Raw genomic sequence first — 25,167 nt, 5'->3', positions numbered from 1 at the left:
TCTCACAGCGCACTGAATAATTTGAGTATAGCTAAATGAGCGCTCAGAAAAAGCGCTAAATTGTTAAATTTCGTTCGTTATTACTTAGCTAGATGTTTTTGCAGAGATTATTTTTTGATTGTTTTGCAGTGACGCTATCGGGGCGGGTTTGGCAATAAAGTAGCCTTGAGCGTAATCGACACCAATTTCTTTAAGTAGGTTATAAATTTCTTTGTTTTCAACGTATTCCGCTACTGAATGCTTTTTCAGCGAGCGTGAAATATCGTTGATGGCCTTAACCAACGCATAGTCTATGGGGTCATGTTGCATATCGCGCACGAATGAGCCGTCAATTTTGACATGCTGCGCTGGCAAGCGCTTGAGATAGTCAAAGGTACTAAATCCAGTACCAAAATCATCAATGGAAAAGTCACAGCCAAGCTCGTTAAGCGCGCAGATCATGTCTCGGGTTGCACTCAGGTTATCAATGCTGGCACTTTCGGTAATTTCAAAAATAACGCGCTTGGGATCGACGTGATAGTCATTGAGCATGGCGCGGATATGTGGCAATAAACGCTCATCTAAAAACGATTGCGCCGAGAGGTTGATGGCAACACGCTGTAACTGCGGGTTTTCACTGAGATCGCTAATCGCTCGGCGAACTACACATTGGTCCATCAAGTAGCTGTCATTGAGCATTTCAAGGGCTGGGATAAATTGGTTCGGGTAGATAAGCTCGTCATCAACAACCAGCCTTAATAGGGCCTCATAATAAGCAATACGCGAGCGCTTAATGTCCCACACGGCCTGATAGTGTAACTCGATGTTGTTTTGCTGCAGTGCCGAGCGCACATTGTGACCCCATTCCAAGCCACTTTGCATCGCATTACTTTGCGAGTCACGAGCATCATAGCAATGCACTAAATTACGGCCCTGACTTTTGGCAATATACAGTGCGATATCAGCCTGCTTAAGGCATTCGCTAGCATCGTTGTTCTGTGCCGATATTTGTGTGATGCCGATTGAGCAACTAATAGAGTAGAGCTGCTCTTGGCAATGGAACTGGTAGCTATCAATGGCCATACATACCCCTTCAGCCACCATATGAGCGTCTAAAAATGGGGTGTCTCTAAGTAAAATAGCGAACTCATCGCCGCCGATGCGAAAGACTAAATGGCTATCGCCGATATGCTCTTGGAATAAGTTGGCGACCTCTTTAAGAACAACGTCACCTTCTTGGTGGCCCTTGCTGTCGTTAATAATTTTGAAGTGGTCAAGGTCGATGTAAATCAACGCGTGCTCATCATCAGCACGGGTTTGGCGACACAACTGAGAGAGTTGTTGGTCAAAATAATAGCGGTTGTGAAGCCCTGTAAGGGTATCGTGTAATGCTAAGTGCTGTAACTGTAACTCCGCCTGCTTGCGCTCTTCAATATTGTCGATGGAAGCGGTGATCACCGCGCCAGCATTGGCTTCATTAACATGCTGGAAACGGCATTCAAACCAAGCGCTATTGCCTTGTTGTGTAACCAGTTGCACTTCTATCTTGCGCCGCTGCTGCTCACCCTGAGCAACAGCGCTCAATACTTGCTGGAGCCTTGCTTGGTCATGCGCTAACGCGTAGTTGGTAAGCGGCTTGCCAATACTTTGCTTTAAACCATACCCGGTATTTGCTTCCCAGGCTGGGTTAATAAAGCGGATGCAGCCTTGCTCGTCGAGCTCCATAACGATGGTATTGAGATGCATAAGAATGCGTTGGTGCGCTGAATAGAGCTCTTTATAGCGTGATTGACTTTGGCTTAGCTGCGCCACTTTCTTCTCAAACTCGCTGTAGCTGGCTATAAAGTCTTCACGACGCGCGGCGTGGTCACACACTTTCATTAGTAGTGCGTCATTGTAAGGGCGACGAATAAAGTCGGTGACGCCGCTCAACAATAAACGCTCAGCATAGTCAGCGTCGTGGCTATCTATAATAGTGACAATCGCTTGGCTGGCATTATGAGAGAGAATACTTTGAACCAACTCGTTAGCAGTCTCGGCATTGGCAATACTGGCATCTAGCAATACGATGGCGTAACGCCCTTGCAAATACGTGCTTAAGGCTTGGCGCACAGAGCTGCATACTTCAACGGCAAAGTTTAACGCTAAGGCCTCACTCATCGCTTTTGCTTTGGTGCTATCGGCTTCGAGTAACAGCAGGCCTAAACGACTGCTTTTATCTAGTTGCGTGGACAGAACATTGGCCAGTGTTTGCGGTAGTAAATCTTGGCGCTCAATGGGCACAACCGCATCAATACCATAGCTGCGAGCTGTGGTTTCGGCGATACGTTCACAATAAAAAGGGGGAGTCAGTACAATCGGGGTGTGTTTAGGGGTTTTCAGCAATCCGGAGCGAATCATTCGTGAAAAGCGCCAGCCATCAATGGTGCCTACATCCAGTCCGGTAATCACTAAGCTTACCGCGCGTTCTTTCAGCACCTGCAATGCTTCTTGGGAGTCTGCGAACTCAAGCACAGAGAAAATATCGAGACGCCCCAAAGTACGTTTAATGATGCTGCGCTCAACTGCACTGGCATTGACTATCATGAGGCTCAACGGCGTAGCCATGGTATCGCAACCCAACTGTTTAAGACCTAAATTGAATCCGCTAGATTATAGGTAATTGTCACCCGAGACAAGCGCTATGCGCTTGATTTCAGTCAAGGGGGGAACTAGAATTGGCGCGATTTTCAGCACCCCGGAGAAAACCCATGCGCGTGGCCGATTTTAGTTTTGAGCTACCTGAAGAATTGATCGCTCGATTTCCGCAAAAGGAACGTAGCCAAAGTCGCCTGTTAAAAGTAGAGGGTAACAGCGGTAATACCACCCACCATATTTTCAAGGACATCATTGACTTCATCGAGCCTGGTGATCTGTTGGTGTTTAATAACACCAAAGTGATCCCTGCCCGTATGCATGGACAAAAGCGCTCTGGTGGCAAGGTGGAAGTGCTTGTAGAAAGAGTGCTTGATGATAAGCGTGTGCTGGCGCATGTGAGAGCCAATAAGTCACCTAAACCGGGAACGGTGATGGTTCTTGAAGGGCAAGCGCAGATGGAAATGATTGGCCGTCAAGGCGAGCTGTTCGAGCTTGAGCTCAAAGGTGATATGTCAGTGTTAGACACCCTTGAGCAGATTGGCCATATGCCTTTGCCTCCGTATATCGACCGCCCTGATACTGATGAAGATAAGCAGCGTTATCAAACTGTGTATGGTGAAAAACCCGGTGCAGTTGCCGCACCAACAGCCGGATTACATTTTGATGAGCCGTTAATGGCTGCGTTAAAGGACAAAGGCGTTGCTATGGCGTTTGTGACCCTACACGTTGGTGCAGGGACGTTTCAGCCGGTGCGGGTAGACAGCGTTCAAGAGCATCATATGCACTCAGAATACATTGATGTACCACAAGATGTTGTTGATGCCATTGCGAAAACTAAAGCCCAAGGCGGGCGGGTTATTGCCGTGGGCACAACCTCGGTGCGCTCTTTGGAATCGGCAGCAAAAATCGGTGGCGGTGAGCTCATTAGTTATGTTGGCGATACCGATATCTTTATCTACCCTGGGTATCAGTTCAATGTCGTCGATGCCATGATCACAAACTTCCACTTACCGGAGTCCACATTAATTATGCTGGTCAGCGCATTCTCTGGGCAGGAGCATATTATGTCGGCCTATCAAGAGGCTATCAAAGAGCGTTATCGTTTCTTTAGTTATGGCGATGCGATGTTTTTAACCCGCCAAGATAAAGACTAAGAAAAAGCCGCAAGAAGCGGCTTTTTTTATTTGTTGCTTTTATTTCTTCGATTCGCCCCAATTCATAGTATTGCTGCGACAAAACAGGTAAAATCGGGCGGTTAATCTGCGCATTTTGCGCTCGAGTTGGACTGTTTTTCCGACCTATTGAGGATCACATGAAATTTGAACTAGATACAACCGACGGCAAAGCACGCCGTGGGCGCTTAATTTTCGAACGCGGTGTCGTTGAAACCCCCGCATTTATGCCGGTAGGTACCTATGGCACAGTAAAAGGGATGACCCCAGACGAGCTTAAAGATACGGGGGCGCACATTTGCTTGGGAAATACTTTCCACCTCATGCTACGTCCGGGCACCGAGATTATTAAACAACACGGTGACCTCCATGACTTCATGGCATGGGACAAGCCGATTTTGACAGACTCCGGTGGTTTTCAGGTATTCAGTCTCGGCGCCATGCGTAAAATAACGGAAGAAGGCGTCATGTTCCGCTCTCCCGTTAACGGTGAGAAAATAATGCTGAGCCCTGAAAAAGCGATGCAAGTGCAGTGTGATCTAGGCTCTGACATTGTCATGATTTTTGACGAATGTACGCCTTACCCAGCAACAGAGAAGCAAGCAAAAGACTCTATGGAATTATCACTGCGCTGGGCAAAACGTTCAAAACAAGCGCACGGTGATAACCCGTCAGCGCTGTTTGGTATTATCCAAGGTGGTATGTACCCAGAGCTGCGAGCACAATCGCAAGCAGGGCTGGAAGAAATTGATTTTGATGGCTATGCCCTCGGTGGACTTTCTGTAGGTGAGCCTAAAGAAGACATGATCAACATTCTCGACCATTGCGCTTACAAAATGCCAGAGCAAAAGCCGCGTTATTTAATGGGCGTCGGCAAGCCTGAAGATATCGTTGAAGCGGTACGTCGTGGTATTGATATGTTTGACTGCGTGATGCCGACACGAAACGCACGTAATGGTCATTTATTTGTTACCGGTGGGGTGGTTAAAATCCGTAACGCCGTGCACAAGACCGACACCGCGCCGCTGGACAGTGAATGTGATTGCCACACCTGTAAGAACTACTCACGCGCTTATTTGCATCACTTGGATAAGTGTAATGAGATTCTCGGTGCGCGTTTGAACACCATTCATAACTTGCGCTACTACCAACGTTTAATGGAAGGATTGCGTGAGGCAATTGCCAGCGGCAAGCTTGACGCTTTTGTAGCAGACTTTTATGCTCGCCGTAATACTGCGGTTCCAGAGCTCGCAGAAACAGAATAATTGCGGCCCGCCTTGTGCGGGCTTGCCTGTAATTTACAACACTAAAATTAATAGTTAAGTACTTAAGGGGACTACCTGATGAGTTTATTTATTGCAAACGCACATGCAAGCACAGCGGGCGCCGCACCAGCTGGTGGTGGCTATGAAATGCTAATTATGCTGGCCATTTTCGGTTTGGTTTTTTACTTTCTTATCTACCGCCCGCAAGCTAAGCGAGTAAAAGAGCACAAAAACCTAATGAGCGCTTTAGCCAAAGGTGATGAAGTGCTTACTCAAGGCGGCATGGTTGGTAAGATCACTAAGGTGTCTGAAGATAAAGACTTTGTGCTTATCTCGCTGAACGACCAAACCGAAGTAACAGTGCAGAAGTCTGCGATTAGCGCAGTACTACCCAAAGGCACAATGAAGTCGCTATAAACCAAAAAGGAAAGATACGTGTTAAATAAGTTTCCCTTATGGAAATATTTACTCGTACTTGTTGTATTGGCAGTCGGGGTGCTTTATGCCACCCCGAACATCTATGGCCGCGATCCGGCCATTCAGGTTACCGGAACAAAGGGAACCGACGCCGATCTCAGTGCGCTAGATACAGTAAATAAAATCCTGACTGATAATAAAATTGAAACCAAGTCGAGCAAACTCGCCGATGGCCAGATCCTGGTCCGCTTCAAAAATGTCGAACAACAACTTAAAGCTCAGGACATTTTGCGCGACAACTTAAGTGAAGATTACATCTCTGCCATCAACATGGCGCCAGCTCAACCACAATGGTTAAAAGCCATTGGTGGTAACCCAATGAAGCTCGGTCTTGACTTAAGTGGTGGTGTGCATTTCACCATGGAAGTTGACATGGTGACGGCGATGGATAACGCTCTGAACCAGATGGAGCAGGATTTCCGCTCAGACTTACGCGAAGAAAAACTGCGTTATCGCACTATCCGCCGCGTAGCGGGGAGCGATGGCGTGCAAGTGGTGATGCGCAGTGAGCAAGACAAAGACGCTGCAGAGCGCTTCTTACAAGACCGCTACCCGGGTTACTTGTTTGTTGATGACAGCAACAACGACAATGGCTTTATTGCCTCTATGAGCGAGCAGCGTATTAAAGAGCTGCGTGATTATGCGATCAAGCAAAACGAAACCATTATTCGTAACCGGATTAACCAAATCGGTGTTGCTGAACCTAATGTTCAACGTCAAGGCGCAGAGCGCATTATCGTGCAATTACCCGGTGTACAAGACACTGCGCGTGCAAAAGAAATCTTAGGTGCTACGGCAACCCTAGAGTTTCGTGAGGTTGACCAAGATGCTGACCCAGGGTTGGCGATGCAAGGGCGGACACCGCCTGGTACTGAAATGATCATGAGCCGCGAAGGCCGTCCTGTGGTACTGAAAAAGCGGGTCATTCTGGAAGGTAGCCATATTACCGGTGCACAATCTGGTATGGATGAATATCAGCGTCCGCAGGTTAATATTAAGCTGGATTCTAAAGGCGGTGCCAAGATGGATGCCTTTACCAAGCGTGCCATAGGTAAACCGATGGCGACCGTGTTTATTGAATACAAGCCTTCCGGCGAAGTAGACGAAAACGGAAAGCCGCTTCCGCCTATCAAAGTGGAAGAAGTAATTAACGTAGCGACGATTCAAGCACGATTAGGACGTAGCTTCCGCATTACCGGTCTAGATAACCCTGCTGAAGCACATAACTTGAGCTTACTGCTACGTGCAGGTGCCCTCGTTGCACCGATTCAAATCGTGGAAGAGCGCACTGTGGGTCCAAGCTTAGGCCAAGAAAATATTGAAGCAGGTATGACCGCTGTGGTGCTCGGCTTCGCGTTTGTTTTAGCCTTTATGCTGCTTTATTACAAAGGCTTCGGCTTGGTTGCTAACCTAGCCTTGGGGGCTAACTTGGTGATGATTGTCGGAGTGATGTCGATGATCCCAGGTGCAGCGCTGACCTTACCTGGTATTGCTGGTATCGTCTTAACGGTTGGTATGGCAGTGGACGCAAACGTACTTATTTTCGAGCGTATCCGCGAAGAATTGGCTGATGGACGCAGTCCACAGCAGGCCATCCATTTCGGTTACGACAGTGCTTTCAGTACCATTTTTGATGCCAATATTACCACTTTAATCGCAGCGATTATTCTGTTTGCAGTGGGAACCGGACCAATAGCTGGCTTCGCGGTAACCCTGGCAATAGGTATCTTAACTTCAATGTTTACTGCCATTGTTGGTACCCGTGCGGTTATCAACTTAGTTGTTGGTGGTAAGCGCATTGAAAAGCTATCGATATAGGAGCGAAGCATGCAATTATTAAAAGTGAAAGGTACTTTACCATTCATGAAAGCACGCAAAGTAGCGATGGGCTTTTCAATTTTATTGATTATTGCCGCGCTGGCGTCTTTCGTGGTTAAAGGCCTTAATTTTGGGTTAGATTTTACCGGTGGTACAGCTGTAGAAGTGGGCTTTTCACAGCCTGCTGAGCTCTCCCAAGTACGAAAAGTACTCGCAGAGAATGGCTTCGCTGATGCCTCTGTACAGCTGTTTGGCTCCAGTAAAGACGTACTTGTGCGTCTTCCTCCACAAGGAGAGGGAGTGAAAGCTGAGGTCATTGGTAACCAGGTTATGGCAGCCTTAAAACAGGCCGATGCACAGGCGCAGATGCGCCGTATCGAGTTTGTTGGTCCCAGCGTAGGTGAAGATTTGAAAGAGCAGGGTGGCTTAGCGATGCTGACTGCTTTGATCTGTATTTTGCTCTATGTTGCCTTACGTTTTGAGTGGCGTTTTGCCCTAGGTGCGGTATTTGCCTTGTTCCACGATGTTATTTTGACTATGGGCCTGTTTTCACTATTAGGCTTGGAGTTTGATTTAACTATCTTGGCGGCGATTCTTGCGGTCATCGGTTATTCACTTAACGATACTATCGTTGTTTCAGACCGTATCCGTGAGAACTTCCGTAAAGTGCGTATTGACGACACCTTGGAAATTATCGATCTCTCCCTTACACAGACATTGAATCGAACCTTGGTTACTTCAATTACCACTATTTTGGTATTGATAGCCTTGTTCGTGTGGGGTGGCCAAACTATCCATGGCTTCGCTACGGCATTACTCTTTGGTGTATTCATCGGTACTTACTCGTCGGTCTATGTCGCCAGCTCTGTGGCGGTATTCCTTGGAGTTAGTAAAGAGGACTTGATCCCCGTAGAAGTAGAGAAAGAGGGCGCTGATCTCGATCCTATGCCTTAGAGAATAAAGGTCAAACGTTGAAAATGCCGCTTTAATGCGGCATTTTTTATATATCCAGTTCCCTGGTTGTGACAATGAATGTAGCTCGCTGTCACAGCTGTTATACAGGCCCAGTCTTATGAAGTTGTTTTTACTGGTCTTAGCTTTGCTAACAATAAGTGCTTGCGGTGATAGCGTTGGCAAGCCACAGCCAACTGCTGATTCGAACTCAGCAGCCCAAGTGTACCTAGGCATGAGTGAGCAACTCCTCAGTGAGTTACGCTTGCAAGGACGAGCACCAGAGCTCGAGCATATAAGTACAGCCCTAGCCGTTGCTATGTATGCGCAAATCCCAGATCTAAGGCTGCGCTTTCCCGAGTGTGACGCGTACCTACAGAGCTTATATCAAGGCTTTGATGGCTCCGTGCAATTAACGCATGCAGAGCTAAGTGAGCAATACCGCAATGGCGATGCTTTACCCACCTTTGAGGCACCGATTTGCTATCATATTAAGGAGGCGACAGTTCTTCCGCTGCTAATTAGAGCTACAGTGAGAGAGTCGCAAACTGGCGCAGTTAATACTGTGTCGGCGCGTCGACATGCACTCAAAGCGCAAGCCCATTTCAATATCATTCAGCAGCAATTGCAGAGAAAGTAGTCAATTCATGACGTTGTCATAATCCCTTGCTAAGCTTTGCCACCATTTTAATATTGGGTGTACAAAGCAGTGAGTGCCGAATTAATAGCAGAATTAGCCGAAATTATTGAAAAGCGCCAAGTTACCTGCGTTTTTCAACCTATTTTTGACTTCTATCAGGAAGCGATAATTGGCTATGAAGCACTCAGCAGGGGGCCTGAAGATAGCTTTTTGCACAGACCCGACGCACTATTTAGCTGTGCTGTAGCGCACCATCGTCTTTCCGAATTAGAGTTACTGTGTCGAGAAACGGCCATAGCCTCATTCGCCGAGCAGCAATTAGCTGGCAAGTTGTTTCTCAATGTCAGCCCCAACACGTTATCGGATCCGGCTCACCCTAAAGGGCAAACCCTGCAGCTACTGCGCGATTACGGCCTCGGTGCGCAGCAAGTAGTCATCGAGCTCACCGAGCAAGACAAAGTGGATAATACCGAGCAGTTACGCAAAGCGGTTGCACATTACCGCCAGCTTGGTTTTCTCATCGCCATTGATGATTTAGGGGCGGGGTATTCAGGGCTTAAACAGTGGTCAGAAATACAACCCGATATTGTCAAAATAGACCGCTACTTTATTGATCATTGCGATCAAAGTCCGGTGAAAAAAGAGTTTTTAAAGTCTATAACGGAGCTAGCAAAAGCCACACATACTCGGGTAGTCGCCGAGGGAATAGAGCGAGAAGAAGAGTTTCAATTGTTACGAACACTCGAGCTACATACGGTACAGGGGTATTTATTCGAACGCCCGAGTGCAGAGCCTAGCCAGCAATTTGAGACACAACGCTTTCAAAGTTTAGGGCACACTCACCATCAGCACTTTGTCGAGCCATCGCTGGCGGTGGGATGGTTAGCGATAGAGCAACAAGCTATCTGCCAACACACTTTGTGTCGAGAGGCGCAGCGTATTTTTGATAACGATAAGGCGCTGTTTTCACTGGTTGTTATTGATCAGTATCACCAGCCCGTTGGCTTGCTATACAAAGAGCAGTTAACAGAAGTGTTTGCTTCACCTTATGGTCATGCTTTATATGACAAAAAGCCGATAGCGTCGTTGATGGACGCCGAGCCACTCGTGGTTGATGAAAATGAACAGCTTGATAGAGTGAGCCGGCAAATTACCGACAATGATTTTGATATCCGTCGCTATATCATCGTTACTCGAGGCGGTAAGTATTTAGGTGTCGTGCATCTGCGGCAAATTCTCAAGCACATGACCGAAGAAAAAGTACGTCATGCACAGCACGCTAACCCACTGACCATGTTACCCGGCAATATCGCCATTAATGATGCGATTGAGCACCGTTTGCGCAGCAACCGTGCCTTTTCCATTGCTTACTTTGATTTGAACCATTTCAAACAATTCAATGATTTATATGGCTATGCCAGCGGCGATAGCGTGATTAAATTATTGGCCGATATCATCCGCAGTCATTGCCAAGCCGTTCCCTGCTTTATTGGCCATATTGGCGGTGATGACTTTATGGTTGTATTTGATGGTGAGGATGCCAGTGCTACCTGCCAGGCTGTGATTGCTGATTTTGATACTCAGGTTCGGCGCTTTTTTAGCCCTGAGCATATCGCAGCGCAAGGTTATTGGAGCTGTAATCGTGAAGGGCAGCGTCAGTTTGTGCCGTTATTGGCTTTGGCCGTGGGGTTAGTCACACCAGATACACGTAGCTGCGATAATAGTCACCAAGTTGCGACATTAGCGACCGATGCAAAAAAAGAGGCTAAACGTCACAAGGGGAGCCACCTCTTTTGCTGCCAGCGACGCGGGCCCGCCGCACCGTTATTTCGTATACACCCTGAGCCACTGGACTCGCTTTCACCGTTGTCATTACATGAATAAAATTACATTAGTTCTGTGTTGCACTGTGTCAATATGGACGGTAGTTTGAGCGCAGAGCTGAGGAGGTGAATGATGGTTGAGGGATTATTAACAAGGGCACTGTTGTTTTCACTTATGCTGTGTGTCCCTGTTTACGCTCAGCAAATAGTTCGTGTTGCCCAAGAGATGCGGCCTCTGTATCCCCGTGATTATTACTTACAAGCGCTATTGCAAAGCGCATTAGCAATCAGTGATAAGCCATATACTATCAGTTATGTTGATGTGCATCCGCATCAACAGCGTATTTTGTATATGCTTGATGGTGAGCGCGTCGATGTGCACTGGAGTATGGCTAGCCCAGCACGAGAAAAGTTAGCTATTGCGGTTAAGGTACCGCTATTTAAAGGGCTCATTGGTCAGCGAGTACTGCTTGCGCACCCGAAACTGGCAAGGGCACTCAGCGCCGTAGAGTCAGTATCGCAGCTACGCCAGTTCAGCGCTGTGCAAGGTCATGATTGGCCAGATACCAACATACTCGCCGCTAACAATTTACCGGTAAAAGCTGTAGCAAATTATCAAACGATGTTTCGCTTAACAGCGCAGCAGCGGGTCGATTATTTTCCTCGCTCCGTGATTGAAGTGGTTGATGAACTAAAAGCCCATCAGCAGATGCAGCTACAAATTGTTGATCACGTTGTGCTTAATTACCCGAGTGCATTTTACTTCTTTGTCTCTAAGAATCGGCCTGAGTTAGCGGCACACCTTCGACAGGGGTTGGATGTGCTTATCCAGCGCGGTGAGTTTGATGCGCTATTTACACGCTACTTCTCAGCCAACCTAGAGACGCTGTCGTTAGCGTCACGCCGACATATTATGCTGGCCAACCCTTTTTACCTTGAGTCACCTTAACATGTTGAACAAGCGGTAGTTCCTTACTGTTTTACTTATGAAGCGCAGGGCTAACAAAAAATTTGCCTATTTGCTTCATGGTCACTCTTTGATAATCTTAGCGCAGCTTATTTGGGAGTTGCTATGTCACTGCGTTGGTTGGGTCTGTCTGTCATGTTATCCATAGTGGGTGTACACAACGTACATGCCCAGACTCATTGTGACGTGGAACTAACCCACGGGCTTATTATCACTGACGATATTATTCGCATCGTTGATAACAACCAAACCCGTGTGCAAATAAACCAAGACCAGCAGTTGGTTGTGCGTGGGCAGTGGATTGAACTGAACGAGCAAGAGACAGCGGTGCTGCATCAATATAGCATGATGATCCGCGACACTGTTCCAGAGTTAGTAGACCTCGCCACCGATGGCGTTAATATTGGGCTAAGTGCCATTGAGGATGTGGTCACGGGCCTATCTGACAAAGAGCCGGAAATTCTTAAAACACAGTTACAGTATGTAGAACGAGCGTTACGCGATAAGTTTAAGCGTGGAGACGACTTTTTCTTTATTGCGCCGCAATCGTTATCCAAACTAGATGACTTTTTTGCCCAAGAAGTATCGAAGAAAATTCACACCGCAATCCAAGGCTCTTTGGGAGCCATACTGGTGTCACTGGGCGACGCATTCCAATCTCGAGAGGGAAATATCGAAGAGCGCATTAACGATATGGGTCAGCGCATGGAGATCATCACAGCGGAAATCGATAAGTCGTTACAGAAAAAAGCGCAGCAGCTTGAACAAAAGTCTGTTGAATATTGCAGATGTTTGAATGCGCTTGACAAAACAGAATCAAAACTCCAGCAGATTGTACCTGAATTGGCTGATTTTGACTTGGTGAATATTAAAACCTCGAGCTAACCCAGCCGTTAGTCTTTAAAAAACGAATCATCATTTTGCGCTAGCATAGCTTCAATTTCTTCTATGAATTCAGCCTTATCGACGCCTTCGCTGTCACCATTCATTGCAGTAGAGATTTTGTTGTTTTCACTAGACCACTCGCCTAGATCAATCAGCTGACAACGTTTACTACAAAACGGGCGATAGGGGCTTTGTGCAGACCAGGTCACCTGCCTTTCGCAAGTTGGGCATTTTACAATGGTAGGCATAGTATTAGGGGATGTGAAACTTTCATGGCGGCAGTGTAACTGAGAGCAGGGCGCTTTAAAAGGCCTATAAGTACAACCTACAGCCGCGTAACACGATTAATCTCAGATAGTGAGGTAATGCCCTCTGCAGCTTTACGTAGCCCCGATTGACGCAATGTCGCACAGCCTGCTTCCTTGGCTGTTTCGGCGATATCTATCGAGCTACCACCGGAAACAATCACTTTGGCAATATCCGCTGAAACTTCTAATACCTCATAAATGCCCACCCGGCCTTTGTACCCGTCAGTACACTGGTCGCAACCTTTTGCCTGATACAATTTTACTTGTGCCACAGAGTTAGCATCAAACCCTTGCTTAATAAGTTCTTCCGTTGGGAGCTGCTCTGGCTCTTTACAGTATTTGCAAAGGCGGCGTGCTAAGCGTTGAGCGATGATCAGCGACACCGAGCTAGCCACGTTGTACGCCGGTACGCCCATGTTTAAAAGTCGTGTGATAGTCTCAGGTGCGGAGTTGGTGTGCAGGGTGGAGAGCACCAAATGTCCGGTCTGTGCGGCTTTGATGGCGACTTCAGCCGTTTCTAAGTCCCTTATTTCGCCCACCATTACTACATCAGGGTCTTGACGTAAGAAGGCGCGAAGAGCGTTAGCGAACGTAAGCTCAGCTTTAGGGTTTATTTGTACTTGATTTATGCCCTTAACGTTAATTTCGACCGGATCTTCGGCTGTAGAGATATTCCGCTCAGGTGTATTTAAAATGCTTAAGCCTGAGTAAAGAGAGACTGTCTTTCCGGAGCCAGTGGGGCCGGTGACAAGAATCATGCCTTGAGGTTGTTGCAGTGCGTGCAGATAAAGTTGCTTTTGCTCTTCCTCATAACCGAGCGCGTCAATTCCTAAAGTGGCATTGGAGGAATCAAGCACCCGCATAACAATTTTTTCCCCCCACATGGTTGGCAACGTACTGACCCGAAAATCAATGCTATTACGCGGCGAAATCGTAAGCTTAATGCGGCCATCTTGGGGTTTGCGCTTTTCCGAAATATCTAGTTTAGACATTACTTTGATGCGGGCTGCAAGGCGAGTGGACAGCGCATAAGGTGGATTGGCCATCTCATGTAACACACCATCAATACGAAAGCGTATGCGGTAGTCGCCATCATAGGGCTCAAAGTGTAAATCAGAAGCACCTCGGCGTATGGCATCACGGAGAATCTTATTGATGTAGACAATAATTGGGGCGTCGTCATCCTCATTGCCCTGTTCCGGATGATGATTATCATAGTCTTGTTTGGCGAGGTGGCTGAGTTCGTCGCTGTCCTCTTGCGATAGCTTCAGTGTGTGGGTGGCATCGAACAGCTGCTCGATGAGGTTATCTATTTGCCGATAATCAGCCAGCACCACTTCACATTGAAGCCCGGTACTAAACTCGTAATTTTCAAAAGCACCGTAGTCAGTAGGGTCTGAGGCGGCGAGAAATAGCTTGTTGCCCTTGGTAGAAATGGGCAGCATATGATGACGACGAATTAACTGCTCATTTAGCAAGTGCTTGTCTATGCTTCTGGGATCAAAGGAGCTCAAATCAATATACGGAGTGCGAAAGAGTTCAACACATTGTGCCAACAGTTCTTGATTACTCATATTGCTGCTACGGACTATGGTCTCTGCTGCGCAGCGGCTTTGCTCTTGGTGCGCCTTTACTGTGTCGCTGTCAATACGTCCTAAGGTAATAAATTTACGAATCAAAGGTGAGTTAATATTCATAGGTCCCGCAACCAAGTTAATAACAATAATGTATAGCAAGCTCAATGATTTAAGCTATTACAAGCTGTAACATTAAGTGTTATCGATCTTAGCGGGAATGCAAATTGGCGAGGTGCAAATAGTTTTGGTGGTACAGAGACACCTTGGCACTGAGGTCAGCGATTACCCCAGCATTAGAGATAATATCGTTGGCCTTTGCGACTTTATCTTGGCGTGACATTTGTGCCTTTAAGATAGCGTTTGCCTGCTGCTCAGTGATATTGTCTCGAGCGCAAGTACGACTTATTTGCACAGTCTCAGGCACATCGATCAATAAGGTGCGCTGACAATACTTATCAAGGCTGTTTTCAAAAAGTAGTGGCGCCTCAAGGATTGCATAGGCACTTTGTGCCTGTTCCAGTTGGGTGAGCATCTCAGTGCGAATAAGTGGATGCAAATGCGCATTTAACCACTGCTTTTCGCTTTCGTCTGCAAAAATGATGTCACGTAGCTTAGCGCGATTAAGGCTACCATCATCCAACAACAGCGAACGGCCATGACGGCTAACGATGCCGGCTAACCCGTTAGTGCCTGGCTGTACGACCTGGCGAGCAACAACATCGGCATCGACAACCGTGATGCCAAACTGCTGAAACAAGGCGCTAACGGTTGATTTACCAGAGCCTATCCCTCCGGTTAGACCAAGCGTCCACATCGTTGCTTTAACCCAAAATAGCGCCGAAATAAGCGCCTTGGATTTGCTCTCCCCAAAGCATGGCTATCCAGCCAGCAATGGCAATATAAGGCCCAAATGGAATCGGGGTTGCCTTATCTTTGCCTTGAACAGAGAGTAAGGTAATCCCAATTACGGCACCCACAATGCTAGACAGGAGTATGATCATCAGTAATGCTTGCCAACCTAATAAGGCACCAAATACCGCCAGTAGTTTAAAGTCACCATAGCCCATCCCTTCTTTACCGGTCAGCAATTTGAACAGCCAATAAACGCTCCATAAGCTAAGGTAGCCTGCGGCAGCGCCAATTAGTGCTGCACTCGGTTCTATGGTGATCCCTGCAACACTTGCTAATAAAGCCAGCCATAACAGCGGTAACGTCAGCTGATCTGGCAACAGCATATGGTCTATGTCTATGAATGTCAGTGCCACCAATACCCAGGTGATAATGATGTAAAGCACGGTTAGTTGAGTGGGGCCAAAGGTAAGCGCGACAACTAAACTTAGAACCGCAGTGATGAGCTCTATAGCTGGATAGCGAATAGAGATAGGCGCCTGGCAGTAAGCGCATTGGCCCTTTAAAAATAGCCAACTGAGCAGGGGGATATTGTGCCAAGGCTTGATTTTGTTATTACATTTCGGGCAAGTCGAAGCTGGCGTTAGAAGGTTAAAAGGAGCGGATGCTGATTGGCTTTGTTCACTTTTTGATGCCAATTCATCGGCAAGTAGTAAGCGACACTCTGACTGCCATTGATTTTGCATCATCTTTGGAATGCGGTAAATAACCACATTGAGGAAGCTACCTACAGCTAAGGATACAAAAAGAACCGTGGTTATAAAAAACCACGGCTCGCTTTTCATTAATTCGAGTACTTCTGAAAACATCTAAATAACAGAACCGAGTTGGAATATAGGCAGGTACATGGCGATAATAAGGCCACCGATTAGCACCCCTAGCACAGCCATAATGAGTGGCTCTAACAGGCTTGAGAGGCCGTCCACGGCATCGTCTACTTCTTGCTCATAAATGGTTGCCACCTTAGCAAGCATATCATCCAGTGAACCTGACTCTTCACCAATGGCGACCATTTGAATCACCATATCGGGAAAGATATTAGAGTTACGCATTGCCCAGTTCATTGGGTTACCAGAGCTGACCTCAGCTTTAATATCTAAAATCGCATCGCGATAAACCGCATTACCTGAAGCTCCTGCTGCTGAATCTAGTGCATCCACTAAAGGTACACCTGCGGCAAAAGTAGTCGATAAAGTTCGAGCATAACGCGCCACAGCTGCCTTATTTAAGATAGAACCAACGATAGGAGTTTTCAGAATGAGCTTATCAACATTATCTCGTAGCTGTTTATTGCGTCGATGTGCTTGTTTGAAAACGTAACCACCTATGCCCAGTACCAATACAGCGATCCACCAGTATGCTTGCATAAACTCTGAAATACTGATCACTAAAAGAGTAAAGGCAGGGAGTTCGGCGCCAAAGCCCTCGAATATTTCTTTAAACTGGGGCACCACAAAAATCAGCAATATAGAAGTTACGATTGCCGCTACGAATATTACGGCTACAGGGTAAAACATCGCCTTTTTGATTTTCGATTTAAGAGCTTCTGCTTTTTCTTTGTAAAGAGCGACTCGGTCAAAAATTCTATCTAGCGCACCTGACTGCTCACCAGATGCAACTAAATCGCAATACAAATCATCAAAATATTTGGGATGTTTACGTAATGCTGTACTCAGAGGTTGGCCTGCCTTTACTTCCTCTCCGATACTGCGAAGGAGATTTTTAACGCTCTTGTTCTCAGAACCATCGGCAATCATATCTATGGCCTGAACCAAGGACACCCCTGCAAGCAACATGGTAGCTAGTTGCCGGGTAAACATAGCAATATCTTTAGCTGATATCTTCTTCTCGCCAGAAAGTCCAAATAGAGGTTTGGGTTTGCGTTTAACTTTAGAAGGTGTGATCCCTTGCTTGCGCAATTGGGCTTTTACTAAGGCGATACTGGTACCGGTTAGTTCACCTTCAAGCTTTTTGCCACGAGTGCTTACACCCACCCACTGGAAAGTATCCAATTGGTTTGCTTGTTGTTGTTTTGCCATTATTTTCTCACAAGCCTTGTTGATTACTTAATTTTAACACAGCGTTAAAGCAAAGGTTACTGCTGTTTTATATAAATGGTTTATACATTGGTTACGCGATTGACTTCTACTAGGCTAGTCACGCCCTGTGCCACTTTTTTTAAGCCTGACTTTCTTAGGTTATTGACACCCTCTTGAGTTGCGACTTCTGCTATCTCTAATGAGTTACCGCCACGCATAATAATTTCGGCGATTTTCGGAGTAATGGGCATCACTTCATAAATACCAACTCGGCCTTTGTAGCCTTCGGTGCAATCATCACAACCTACAGGTTTGTAGACAGTTAAATCGTTTAGCTGCTCTTGTGTAAAGCCTTGCTTTATCAGTTCTTCTTGAGGTAGCTGTTCTGGCTCTTTGCAATGCTTGCATAACCGACGAGCTAGACGCTGGGCAATAATCAAGCTCACTGAACTGGCGATGTTGTAAGACGGTACACCCATATTCATTAAACGAGTCAAGGTTTCTGGTGCTGAGTTGGTGTGTAGTGTCGATAGTACTAAGTGGCCTGTTTGCGCTGCTTTTATCGATATTTCCGCTGTTTCTAAGTCTCGAATCTCACCCACCATGACAATATCAGGGTCTTGACGCAAAAACGCACGCAAAGCATTGGCAAAGGTCATATCAGATTTAGCGCTGATTTGAACCTGGTTAATCCCCTCAAGGTTTATTTCAACGGGGTCTTCGGCAGTACTAATATTGCGCTCAGTGGTATTAAGAATATTGAGACCGGTATAAAGTGATACGGTTTTACCTGAACCTATCGGGCCAGTAACTAAAATCATTCCCTGAGGTTGTGCAAGTGCATCCAAATAAAGCTGTTTTTGCTCAGGCTCATAGCCAAGCACATCAATGCCAAGCATTGCACTGGAACTATCGAGAATACGCATTACGATTTTCTCACCCCAAAGGGTGGGGAGGGTACTCACACGGAAATCGATACTTTTTTTGGCGTTTATTTTTAATTTTATACGGCCATCTTGAGGTTTTCGCTTCTCCGCCAAGTCCATATGCGACATAACCTTGATACGTGCAGCGATACGGCTTTCCAGGTTGATTGGGGGGGAAGCTATTTCATGAAGAACCCCATCAACACGAAAACGGATGCGGTAACGTTTTTCATAAGGCTCAAAGTGTAAATCGGAAGCACCGCGCTTAATCGCATCCATTAAAATTTTATTGATGTAAACGATAATGGGGGCGTCGTCTTCCTTAGAGTTTACATCGGTAGCTAAATCTTTCTTATTACCATCACCAGAGTCGACACCTTCGAGCTCGTCCATATCGTCTTCAGTGAGCCCCAAGCTCGAGGCGCTGTCAAAAAGACCATCAATAACCGAGTCGAGCTGATCATAACGCACGACAATAGGCTCTACCTGCATACCTGTATTAAATTCGAAATCTTCGAATGCGCTAAAGTTCGTAGGGTCGGCCGTTGCGACATAAAGGGTTTTGCCCTTTACCGAAATCGGTAGCGTTTTATGCTTCCGAATTAACTTTTCATTTAGAAACTCGGTGTTTGTGATGAATTCGCTATCGATCTGAGATATATCAAACTGCGACACATTGAAAATATGGCAGGCTTTTGCTTGAAGTTGCTGCGGCGTTAACCCTGACAGCTGACATAAAACTTCAGGAAGTGTGGCTGGGTTATCCAGTTTGTGGGAATGGAGCTTTTGTATATCTATAGCTCCAGAACTGGCGAGTCTGCGGGCTAAGGGAGAATTTAGGTTCATTATTAATCCACACAAAAAACAAAAAGAAGTGTAACCACTTCTTTTTGTCTTGTACAACTTAGGTAGGTATTAGCAAAGGTCTGTGTTGGTGTTGGAACAAGTTTCGTCCCAGTTAACAGTACCTGCAGCGTTGATAGTACCTGTAAGAGTGAAAGTCTCACCAGTGTTTGGAGAGTCAGTCGGAGCTGTAGCAACAATCTCGACTGTATCGCCAGCCGCAGGAGGTGTGCTCAATGTTGCTGTAAACGCAGTACCTACGACACCCGCACCAGCTGTTACATCGGCAGGGATACCTTTCGAACCAGCAACACAGTTACCTGCACCTGCAAGGCCTTCAGTTTGGATACATACCATCACCGCTGTTTTAATGTTAGAAGCAGCGATTGTAGTTTCCGTAAATTCAGCTCTTTTTGTATAGCTCTGGTAAGCTGGAAGCGCTACTGCTGCCAAAATACCGATGATCGCAACAACGATCATTAATTCAATCAGGGTGAAACCCTGTTGTTTGTTTTGAGTCATTTTTTCCATGTTCCTCTCCTAAAGGATTGTTGGGCAAAGTTAAGGTAACCAGTGTTGCTAAATCATTGATTCAGCAATTGGTCGACTAGTTGCTTGTACTACGTGGGGCAACAAGCGCCTAGCAATGTCAAAACCTACAGGTTCAGATATCTTAGGAAGTATAGTCCAATTGTTGAATTCAACTAACTGAGACACCGTTCCTTGAGTGTAGATTTCTTTTATTACAGTTTCGTTGATTTATAACAAAGTATTACTACCTAAGTATAAATCTCATTCTTTAAAACTAGATGCTATCACGGCATTTTGGCTTTGTGTAGCACTTTTTTTAACAACTGCTAACATCTATACCGAATTCAGCTATTCTACTTGAATATTTTGCAAAGTCACTATAGTTGTTGAAAACGCATTGATAAATCAACAGCTTCAATGTGTTTAGTCAAGGCGCCACTGGATACGTAGTCTACGCCAACGTTAGCGTACTGTTGCAAAGTTGCCAAAGTGATATTGCCCGATACTTCTAGCTTGGCTGATTTGTTAGTTAGTTTAACGGCTGTATTTACATCCGCTAAAGAAAAGTTATCAAGCATAATAATGTCCGCGCCAGCACTGAGCGCTTGTTGCAACTCATCGAGACTCTCAACTTCAACTTCTACAGGCTTATCCGCGTGATTGTGCTTGGCTTGGGAAACCGCCGCAGCAATACTGCCACAGGCCGCGATATGGTTCTCTTTAATTAAGAATGCATCAAATAAACCGATACGGTGGTTCACTCCGCCGCCACATTTGACTGCGTATTTTTGCAGTGCTCGTAAACCTGGAATAGTTTTACGAGTATCTAGTAATTTAGTATTGGAATTGACCAAGACTTGGCTATAACTATAAGCTGCTGTGGCCGTTGCACTTAACGTTTGTACGAAGTTAAGTGCCGTGCGCTCGGCGGTCAAAATAGCCCGGGCGCTGCCTTTGGCGTTAAATAGGCGCTGCTCGGGTAGCACTTTATCCCCATCGGCGACGAAAAAAGTGAGTTCGACACTGGGGTCTACTTGAGCAAAAACTTCTTTTACCAACTCTTGGCCACAAAAAATGGCTTCCTCTCGGGTGATAACATCGGCATTAGCCTGCTGCTGCTCAGGGATCAGCTGTGCGGTAATATCACCTTCACTTGGGCTGAGACCATTTAAGTCTTCATCAAGGGCTTGTTGAACGAGTTGGCGAATCAGTGCTTGGCTTGGTGTCATAATATCTAGTTCTTATATAGCTGGTTAGAGAATGTAGCATCGGTGCGTTTAGCAGGCGCCCTCAAAGTCGAGTTGGCGCCAGGATTCATAAACAAATACCGCGACTGCATTCGATAGGTTCATACTGCGGCTGTTTGCTTGCATGGGAATACGTACCCGTTGCTCTGCTGGTAAAGAGGCGATAACTTCGCTAGGCAGCCCGCGTGTTTCGGGGCCAAACAACAGCGCGTCACCTGGTTGATAGGCGACTTCATGATGAAAGCGCGTACCTTTGGTGGTACATGCGTAAATACGTTTTGGGGCACAGGCGTCGATATAAGCTTCTAAGCTCGGATGGCGCTGAACATTAGAGAACTCGTGATAATCCAAGCCTGCCCGTTTAATACGTTTGTCATCCCACTCAAACCCCAATGGTTCTATTAAGTGTAAGCGGTAGCCGGTGTTGGCACACAAGCGAATAATATTACCAGTATTAGGGGGGATTTCGGGTTGAAATAAAACAATGTCTAACATAAGTCTTCTGAGCTGAGCGCGATACAGTGGCGTGAGTATACCAAAGATGGTTAAAATGACGCATAGATTCGATAACTCTAGGTGCATTTTATGAACAACCAAGGCGCGTCAACCCCAGCAAGAGGTTACAACTTTTGGGTGCGCTTCGCTAACTTGATTACGTTGGCTATGGTTAGTTTGATGATTGCAACTAAGGCGTGGGCGTGGTTGGCATCAGGCTCTGCCGCTATGCTAGGGTCACTGACCGACTCACTGCTTGATATAAGCGCTACCTTAATGAACTTCTTTGTTCTCAGTTATGCCCTAAAACCGGCTGACGACGACCATCGTTTTGGTCATGGTAAAGCGGAAGCTTTGGCTGGTCTCGGTCAAGCCGCTTTTATCAGTGGCAGTGGCTGTTTATTAGCCTTTCATGCCATCGAGCGCTTTATTAACCCTGTCACTGTCAATCATACATTGTTGGGTGTGTGGGTGAGTATTTTTGCTATTTTTTGCACCTTAATCGTTGTCTATGTGCAATATCAATCTATTAAGCGTACTGAGTCGGTGGCGATAAAAGCCGATTCACTGCACTATAAGGGTGATCTATTACTGAACTTAGCAGTATTGCTTGCTCTGATGTTGGCCTACTACGGTATTGCCGGTGCCGATCCATTTTTTGCCATCTTAGTTGCTGCCTACTTGCTTTACAACGCTTGGCAAATAGGCACCGAGAGTGCGGCGCATTTAATGGACAAAGAACTGCCAGATGAAGAAAAAACGCAGATAGTGGCAGTTGCCAAAAGCCACGAGCAAGTCTTAGGTGTGCACGATTTGCGTACTCGCCAAGGCGGCAAAGTACGCTTTGTGCAACTTCATTTAGAACTGGATGACAACATGCCTTTGATCAGGGCACACCAAGTCGCGGACGAGGTAGCGGTACTTATTCAAGAGGCGTTTAGCGAACAAAAGCACCCTGAGTTCGGTGGTGAAGTTGATGTGCTGATTCACCAAGATCCAATTTCAGTGGTCAACAAATCAAGTTGTTAGTGTTGTTTCAGGTTATTCATCAACCAGTTGCTCGCAACGATAAAACCCGTCTTGCTCGCTGAGCACCTTCACTAACTCCGGTAGTACCTGTTGCATCGTTGCTTTTAGCGTGTAAGGCGGGTTGATGGCAATGATCCCTGAGGCGGTCATGCCACGTTCTTCACTATCGCCTTGAGTGGCAAGCTCGAACAATTGAATGTTTCGAATACCAGAGTCAATAAAACGTTGTTCAAGGCGGTCTATGCGGGAGCGCTCAACCACGGGGTACCACAACAAATAAGTGCCGGTACTAAAGCGTTGATGTGCTTTTATAAAGGTATCGACCGCTTTGTCGTAGTCACTCTTTACTTCATAAGGCGGGTCCATTAACACGCATGCCCGGCGCGAAAGAGGCGGCACCAGTGCCAGCAAGCCTTTAAAGCCGTTTTCATCTTTTACTCGTAACGAGCGCTTACCTGCCATATTTTTTTGCAGTAGTTTTAAGTCTTGAGGGTGCAGCTCAAAAAACCAGCCTTTGTCTTGTTTACGTAAGTAATGTTCAGCGACCTTAGGTGAACCCGGGTAATGACGTAACTGAGCGGACTCGTTCATACCCTTAATCAGGGCTACATAATCGGCGAGCGCATCTACATCACCTTGATACTGCCACAGCTTAGCAATGCCATCGTTGAATTCTTGGGTTTTCTGCATATCGGCATTGTCGATGGCGAAAAAACCGGCTCCCGAGTGGGTATCAATATAATCAAAGGGCTTCTCTTTTTTGACCATGTGTTGCAGTGTTTGTGCTAACACTAGGTGCTTCACCACATCGGCGGGGTTGCCAGCATGAAAAGAATGGCGATAACTGAGCATAACGGCTCCTAAAACTTAAATTGTGGTCATTTTACTGTATTTGCACCAGATAAACAGAGCTAGATGGGTACTTTGGGTGATTGATTAATAAGCAGCTACTATAAACCGCTGCTGAATATTGGGTGATTTAAATGAACCCGCTGTTAATACTGGCAAAATTTACAGGAAATACGCTACACCCCCTAGCATCGCTGGGCAGATTGCTTTACATTTGCAGATTCTAATCAACAGTTTAAAGAGCGCCTTTATGAACCAAGAAACCCTTTCCCAACTCGAACAACTGGTCGATAAATTGATTCAGCGTAACAGTGAATTACAGCAAGAAGTGACCACTTTACGTGAAAACAATACTAAGCTAATGGACGAAAACGAAACCTTGCAGCTAGAAGTGCTAGAAAGCGAAGAAAAGCAGAAAGAAACCAGTAGCACATTAACGAGCCTACTGGAAAAACTGCAGTCGGCTAGCGCGGCGGGTTAATGAGTAACGACGGACACAGCGTCAAGGTCAATTTGCTCGGTAGGGAGCATCAGTTTGCTTGTCCCCCTGGGCAAGAGCAGGCGTTACTTGATGCGGCACAGCACCTCAATGAGAGCGTTGAACATATGCGTCAGCGCTCAGCGGTGCGCAATGATGACAAAGCGTTACTTATGGCAGCACTCAACCTGTGCCATGAGTTATTAGAAGCGAAGTCGCAGCTCACTGAGCAGCAACAAATGCAGAGCCAACTGTGCTCCAAACTGACATCAGCCTTAGAAACAACATCATAAGGCGCATAGTCGCGCCCAAGGGAAGCCTATGCGCCAATTTCTGTTTTTATTATTAGCCCTCACCACCACCGTAAGCCATGCCCAGCAATGGCACAGCATCAGTGCTCATGTCGACTTTATCCAACAACATGAAAAGCTAAAGTACTATGATTCAAATCAGGTGCTTATCCAGGGCGATGAATGCGCCTTATTAATCGATGCGCCAGGGGAGTTTTCGCAAACTGAGCGCTTCATTAGCAAGTTAGACAAGCAGCTAAAAGTGCCACTGTGCTACTTGTTAGTTTCTCACCCTCATGATGACCATTTATTGGGTATGGCACTGTTACAAAGCCATTACCCGGACGCTAAACTTATCGTCCACCAACATCTCAATGATCAGTTTCATCTCGCTCATGCCCAGCTCAACGAACGCTTAGATGGTTTTGCCAAGAGTATTGCTCTAAGCGAGCACCGCATGAATAACTTGCCCGAGCAAGAACAGCTTCCTTGGCAGCAAAAAATAGCAGCAGCCAAAGCGCGTTTAGATAAATGGCAGCATTTAGAGCTGCAATCACCCCAGCTGGCAATAAACAAAAAGACCACATTGGACTTAGGTAATTACGAGCTCAACATATTGCCCTACGCGGCGCATACCGATGCCGACCTGATGGTATATATTGAGCAAGAGGCGCTTCTCGCCGGTGCGGATATGGTCGACATAAAGCCCTACCCAGGGGAAGCAAATTTCTCGCAGTGGTTGCGCGCTTTCGATGATTTGGCAGCTCTGGATATCACTCAAGTCCTACCAGGACATGGTGATGCATATAGCAAAGCGAGCTTGAGTATCCCAAAAGCGTGGTTAATAGCCATTGTTGAGCACGTAAATAAACACCCTGAGCAAAATGTAGAAGAGCTAGTCGCAAGCTTTCCAACACACTTTTCACCTAGCGAGCCAGGGTTAGAGCAGCGCGCTTACCGCGTCTTTTTAACCGCAGGGTTGCAGCGCGCCAAAGCCACACAAGGGCAATAGCACACATAAAAAAAGCCAAC

General features: G+C 46.4%; 24 protein-coding genes. 13 read left to right on the top strand and 11 right to left on the bottom strand.

What is annotated here, in order from left to right; translation table 11 throughout:
- Nucleotides 1-84 precede the first annotated feature (84 nt).
- Nucleotides 85-2,586: a two-component system response regulator gene (locus tag PRUTH_RS12780; protein WP_151173429.1), complete on the bottom strand. Its 2,502-nt coding sequence runs from the start codon at nt 2,584-2,586 to the stop codon at nt 85-87.
- Between the two features lie 143 nt (nt 2,587-2,729).
- On the opposite strand from PRUTH_RS12780, the gene queA reads away from it, so the two are divergent.
- The 9 genes from queA to PRUTH_RS12735 all read left to right on the top strand — a co-directional run bounded on the left by queA (nt 2,730) and on the right by PRUTH_RS12735 (nt 12,614).
- On the top strand, nt 2,730-3,770 hold the full coding sequence (gene queA, locus PRUTH_RS12775) for a tRNA preQ1(34) S-adenosylmethionine ribosyltransferase-isomerase QueA (RefSeq protein ID WP_138547039.1): 1,041 nt from the start codon (nt 2,730-2,732) through the stop codon (nt 3,768-3,770).
- Nucleotides 3,771-3,928: 158 nt separating this feature from the next.
- Nucleotides 3,929-5,053: a tRNA guanosine(34) transglycosylase Tgt gene (gene tgt / locus PRUTH_RS12770; RefSeq protein ID WP_022945417.1), complete on the top strand. Its 1,125-nt coding sequence runs from the start codon at nt 3,929-3,931 to the stop codon at nt 5,051-5,053.
- A 78-nt stretch (nt 5,054-5,131) separates the two neighbouring features.
- Nucleotides 5,132-5,470 (top strand): preprotein translocase subunit YajC, encoded by a 339-nt coding sequence (gene yajC / locus PRUTH_RS12765; RefSeq protein ID WP_045979227.1) that lies wholly within the window; start codon nt 5,132-5,134, stop codon nt 5,468-5,470.
- A gap of 18 nt (nt 5,471-5,488) precedes the next feature.
- Nucleotides 5,489-7,348, top strand: a complete 1,860-nt coding sequence (secD, locus tag PRUTH_RS12760) for a protein translocase subunit SecD (RefSeq protein ID WP_045979228.1) — start codon at nt 5,489-5,491, stop codon at nt 7,346-7,348.
- Nucleotides 7,349-7,357: 9 nt separating this feature from the next.
- Nucleotides 7,358-8,302, top strand: a complete 945-nt coding sequence (gene secF / locus PRUTH_RS12755) for a protein translocase subunit SecF (RefSeq protein WP_022945420.1) — start codon at nt 7,358-7,360, stop codon at nt 8,300-8,302.
- A 118-nt stretch (nt 8,303-8,420) separates the two neighbouring features.
- Nucleotides 8,421-8,939: a hypothetical protein gene (locus tag PRUTH_RS12750; RefSeq protein ID WP_151173428.1), complete on the top strand. Its 519-nt coding sequence runs from the start codon at nt 8,421-8,423 to the stop codon at nt 8,937-8,939.
- 69 nt (nt 8,940-9,008) lie between these two features.
- On the top strand, nt 9,009-10,823 hold the full coding sequence (locus PRUTH_RS12745) for a GGDEF domain-containing protein (protein ID WP_257220939.1): 1,815 nt from the start codon (nt 9,009-9,011) through the stop codon (nt 10,821-10,823).
- A 69-nt stretch (nt 10,824-10,892) separates the two neighbouring features.
- Complete coding sequence (locus tag PRUTH_RS12740; RefSeq protein ID WP_257220938.1) at nt 10,893-11,711, top strand: substrate-binding periplasmic protein; 819 nt, start codon at nt 10,893-10,895, stop codon at nt 11,709-11,711.
- Nucleotides 11,712-11,834: 123 nt separating this feature from the next.
- Complete coding sequence (locus tag PRUTH_RS12735; protein WP_371741513.1) at nt 11,835-12,614, top strand: YggN family protein; 780 nt, start codon at nt 11,835-11,837, stop codon at nt 12,612-12,614.
- Between the two features lie 8 nt (nt 12,615-12,622).
- Here the strand turns inward: PRUTH_RS12735 and yacG are convergent, their stop codons facing one another.
- From yacG to trmL, 9 genes are all read right to left on the bottom strand, one after another.
- Nucleotides 12,623-12,862: a DNA gyrase inhibitor YacG gene (yacG, locus tag PRUTH_RS12730; protein ID WP_151173427.1), complete on the bottom strand. Its 240-nt coding sequence runs from the start codon at nt 12,860-12,862 to the stop codon at nt 12,623-12,625.
- 77 nt (nt 12,863-12,939) lie between these two features.
- Nucleotides 12,940-14,619, bottom strand: coding sequence for a type IV-A pilus assembly ATPase PilB (pilB, locus tag PRUTH_RS12725; RefSeq protein WP_151173426.1), 1,680 nt, complete (start codon nt 14,617-14,619; stop codon nt 12,940-12,942).
- 88 nt (nt 14,620-14,707) lie between these two features.
- Complete coding sequence (coaE, locus tag PRUTH_RS12720; protein WP_151173425.1) at nt 14,708-15,313, bottom strand: dephospho-CoA kinase; 606 nt, start codon at nt 15,311-15,313, stop codon at nt 14,708-14,710.
- Between the two features lie 7 nt (nt 15,314-15,320).
- Nucleotides 15,321-16,193 (bottom strand): prepilin peptidase, encoded by an 873-nt coding sequence (locus PRUTH_RS12715; RefSeq protein WP_151173424.1) that lies wholly within the window; start codon nt 16,191-16,193, stop codon nt 15,321-15,323.
- Nucleotides 16,194-16,217: 24 nt separating this feature from the next.
- A complete protein-coding gene (locus PRUTH_RS12710; RefSeq protein ID WP_045979234.1) occupies nt 16,218-17,447 on the bottom strand; it encodes a type II secretion system F family protein in 1,230 nt (409 codons plus the stop codon).
- An 80-nt stretch (nt 17,448-17,527) separates the two neighbouring features.
- A complete protein-coding gene (gene pilB, locus PRUTH_RS12705) occupies nt 17,528-19,219 on the bottom strand; it encodes a type IV-A pilus assembly ATPase PilB (protein WP_151173423.1) in 1,692 nt (563 codons plus the stop codon).
- A gap of 69 nt (nt 19,220-19,288) precedes the next feature.
- Nucleotides 19,289-19,747: a pilin gene (locus PRUTH_RS12700; protein ID WP_045979236.1), complete on the bottom strand. Its 459-nt coding sequence runs from the start codon at nt 19,745-19,747 to the stop codon at nt 19,289-19,291.
- 377 nt (nt 19,748-20,124) lie between these two features.
- The gene (gene nadC / locus PRUTH_RS12695; protein WP_151173422.1) at nt 20,125-20,976 is read right to left on the bottom strand and encodes a carboxylating nicotinate-nucleotide diphosphorylase; all 852 of its coding nucleotides are present in this window, start codon (nt 20,974-20,976) and stop codon (nt 20,125-20,127) included.
- Between the two features lie 48 nt (nt 20,977-21,024).
- A complete protein-coding gene (gene trmL / locus PRUTH_RS12690; protein WP_022945433.1) occupies nt 21,025-21,489 on the bottom strand; it encodes a tRNA (uridine(34)/cytosine(34)/5-carboxymethylaminomethyluridine(34)-2'-O)-methyltransferase TrmL in 465 nt (154 codons plus the stop codon).
- Between the two features lie 90 nt (nt 21,490-21,579).
- Between trmL and PRUTH_RS12685 the strand changes: the two genes are divergently transcribed.
- Nucleotides 21,580-22,518 carry a cation diffusion facilitator family transporter gene (locus tag PRUTH_RS12685; RefSeq protein ID WP_179954346.1) on the top strand — a complete coding sequence of 313 codons (939 nt, stop codon included), beginning with the start codon at nt 21,580-21,582 and terminating at the stop codon, nt 22,516-22,518.
- A gap of 12 nt (nt 22,519-22,530) precedes the next feature.
- On the opposite strand, the gene PRUTH_RS12680 is transcribed toward PRUTH_RS12685, so the two are convergent.
- On the bottom strand, nt 22,531-23,370 hold the full coding sequence (locus tag PRUTH_RS12680) for a 23S rRNA (adenine(2030)-N(6))-methyltransferase RlmJ (RefSeq protein ID WP_151173421.1): 840 nt from the start codon (nt 23,368-23,370) through the stop codon (nt 22,531-22,533).
- Nucleotides 23,371-23,617: 247 nt separating this feature from the next.
- Between PRUTH_RS12680 and zapB the strand changes: the two genes are divergently transcribed.
- The 3 genes from zapB to PRUTH_RS12665 are packed head-to-tail and all read left to right on the top strand — an operon-like array spanning nt 23,618 to nt 25,147.
- A complete protein-coding gene (gene zapB / locus PRUTH_RS12675) occupies nt 23,618-23,848 on the top strand; it encodes a cell division protein ZapB (protein WP_045979239.1) in 231 nt (76 codons plus the stop codon).
- Nucleotides 23,848-24,138 (top strand): cell division protein ZapA, encoded by a 291-nt coding sequence (locus tag PRUTH_RS12670; protein WP_022945437.1) that lies wholly within the window; start codon nt 23,848-23,850, stop codon nt 24,136-24,138. The genes zapB and PRUTH_RS12670 overlap by 1 nt, the downstream gene beginning before the upstream one ends.
- A gap of 28 nt (nt 24,139-24,166) precedes the next feature.
- The gene (locus PRUTH_RS12665) at nt 24,167-25,147 is read left to right on the top strand and encodes an MBL fold metallo-hydrolase (protein WP_151173420.1); all 981 of its coding nucleotides are present in this window, start codon (nt 24,167-24,169) and stop codon (nt 25,145-25,147) included.
- Nucleotides 25,148-25,167: the final 20 nt, after the last annotated feature.

The organism is Pseudoalteromonas ruthenica (assembly GCF_008808095.1).
GTDB classification, from domain to species: Bacteria; Pseudomonadota; Gammaproteobacteria; order Enterobacterales; family Alteromonadaceae; genus Pseudoalteromonas; species Pseudoalteromonas ruthenica.
Note: the sequence above shows the minus strand (reverse complement) of the source record. Positions and strands in the feature narration are given on the sequence as shown.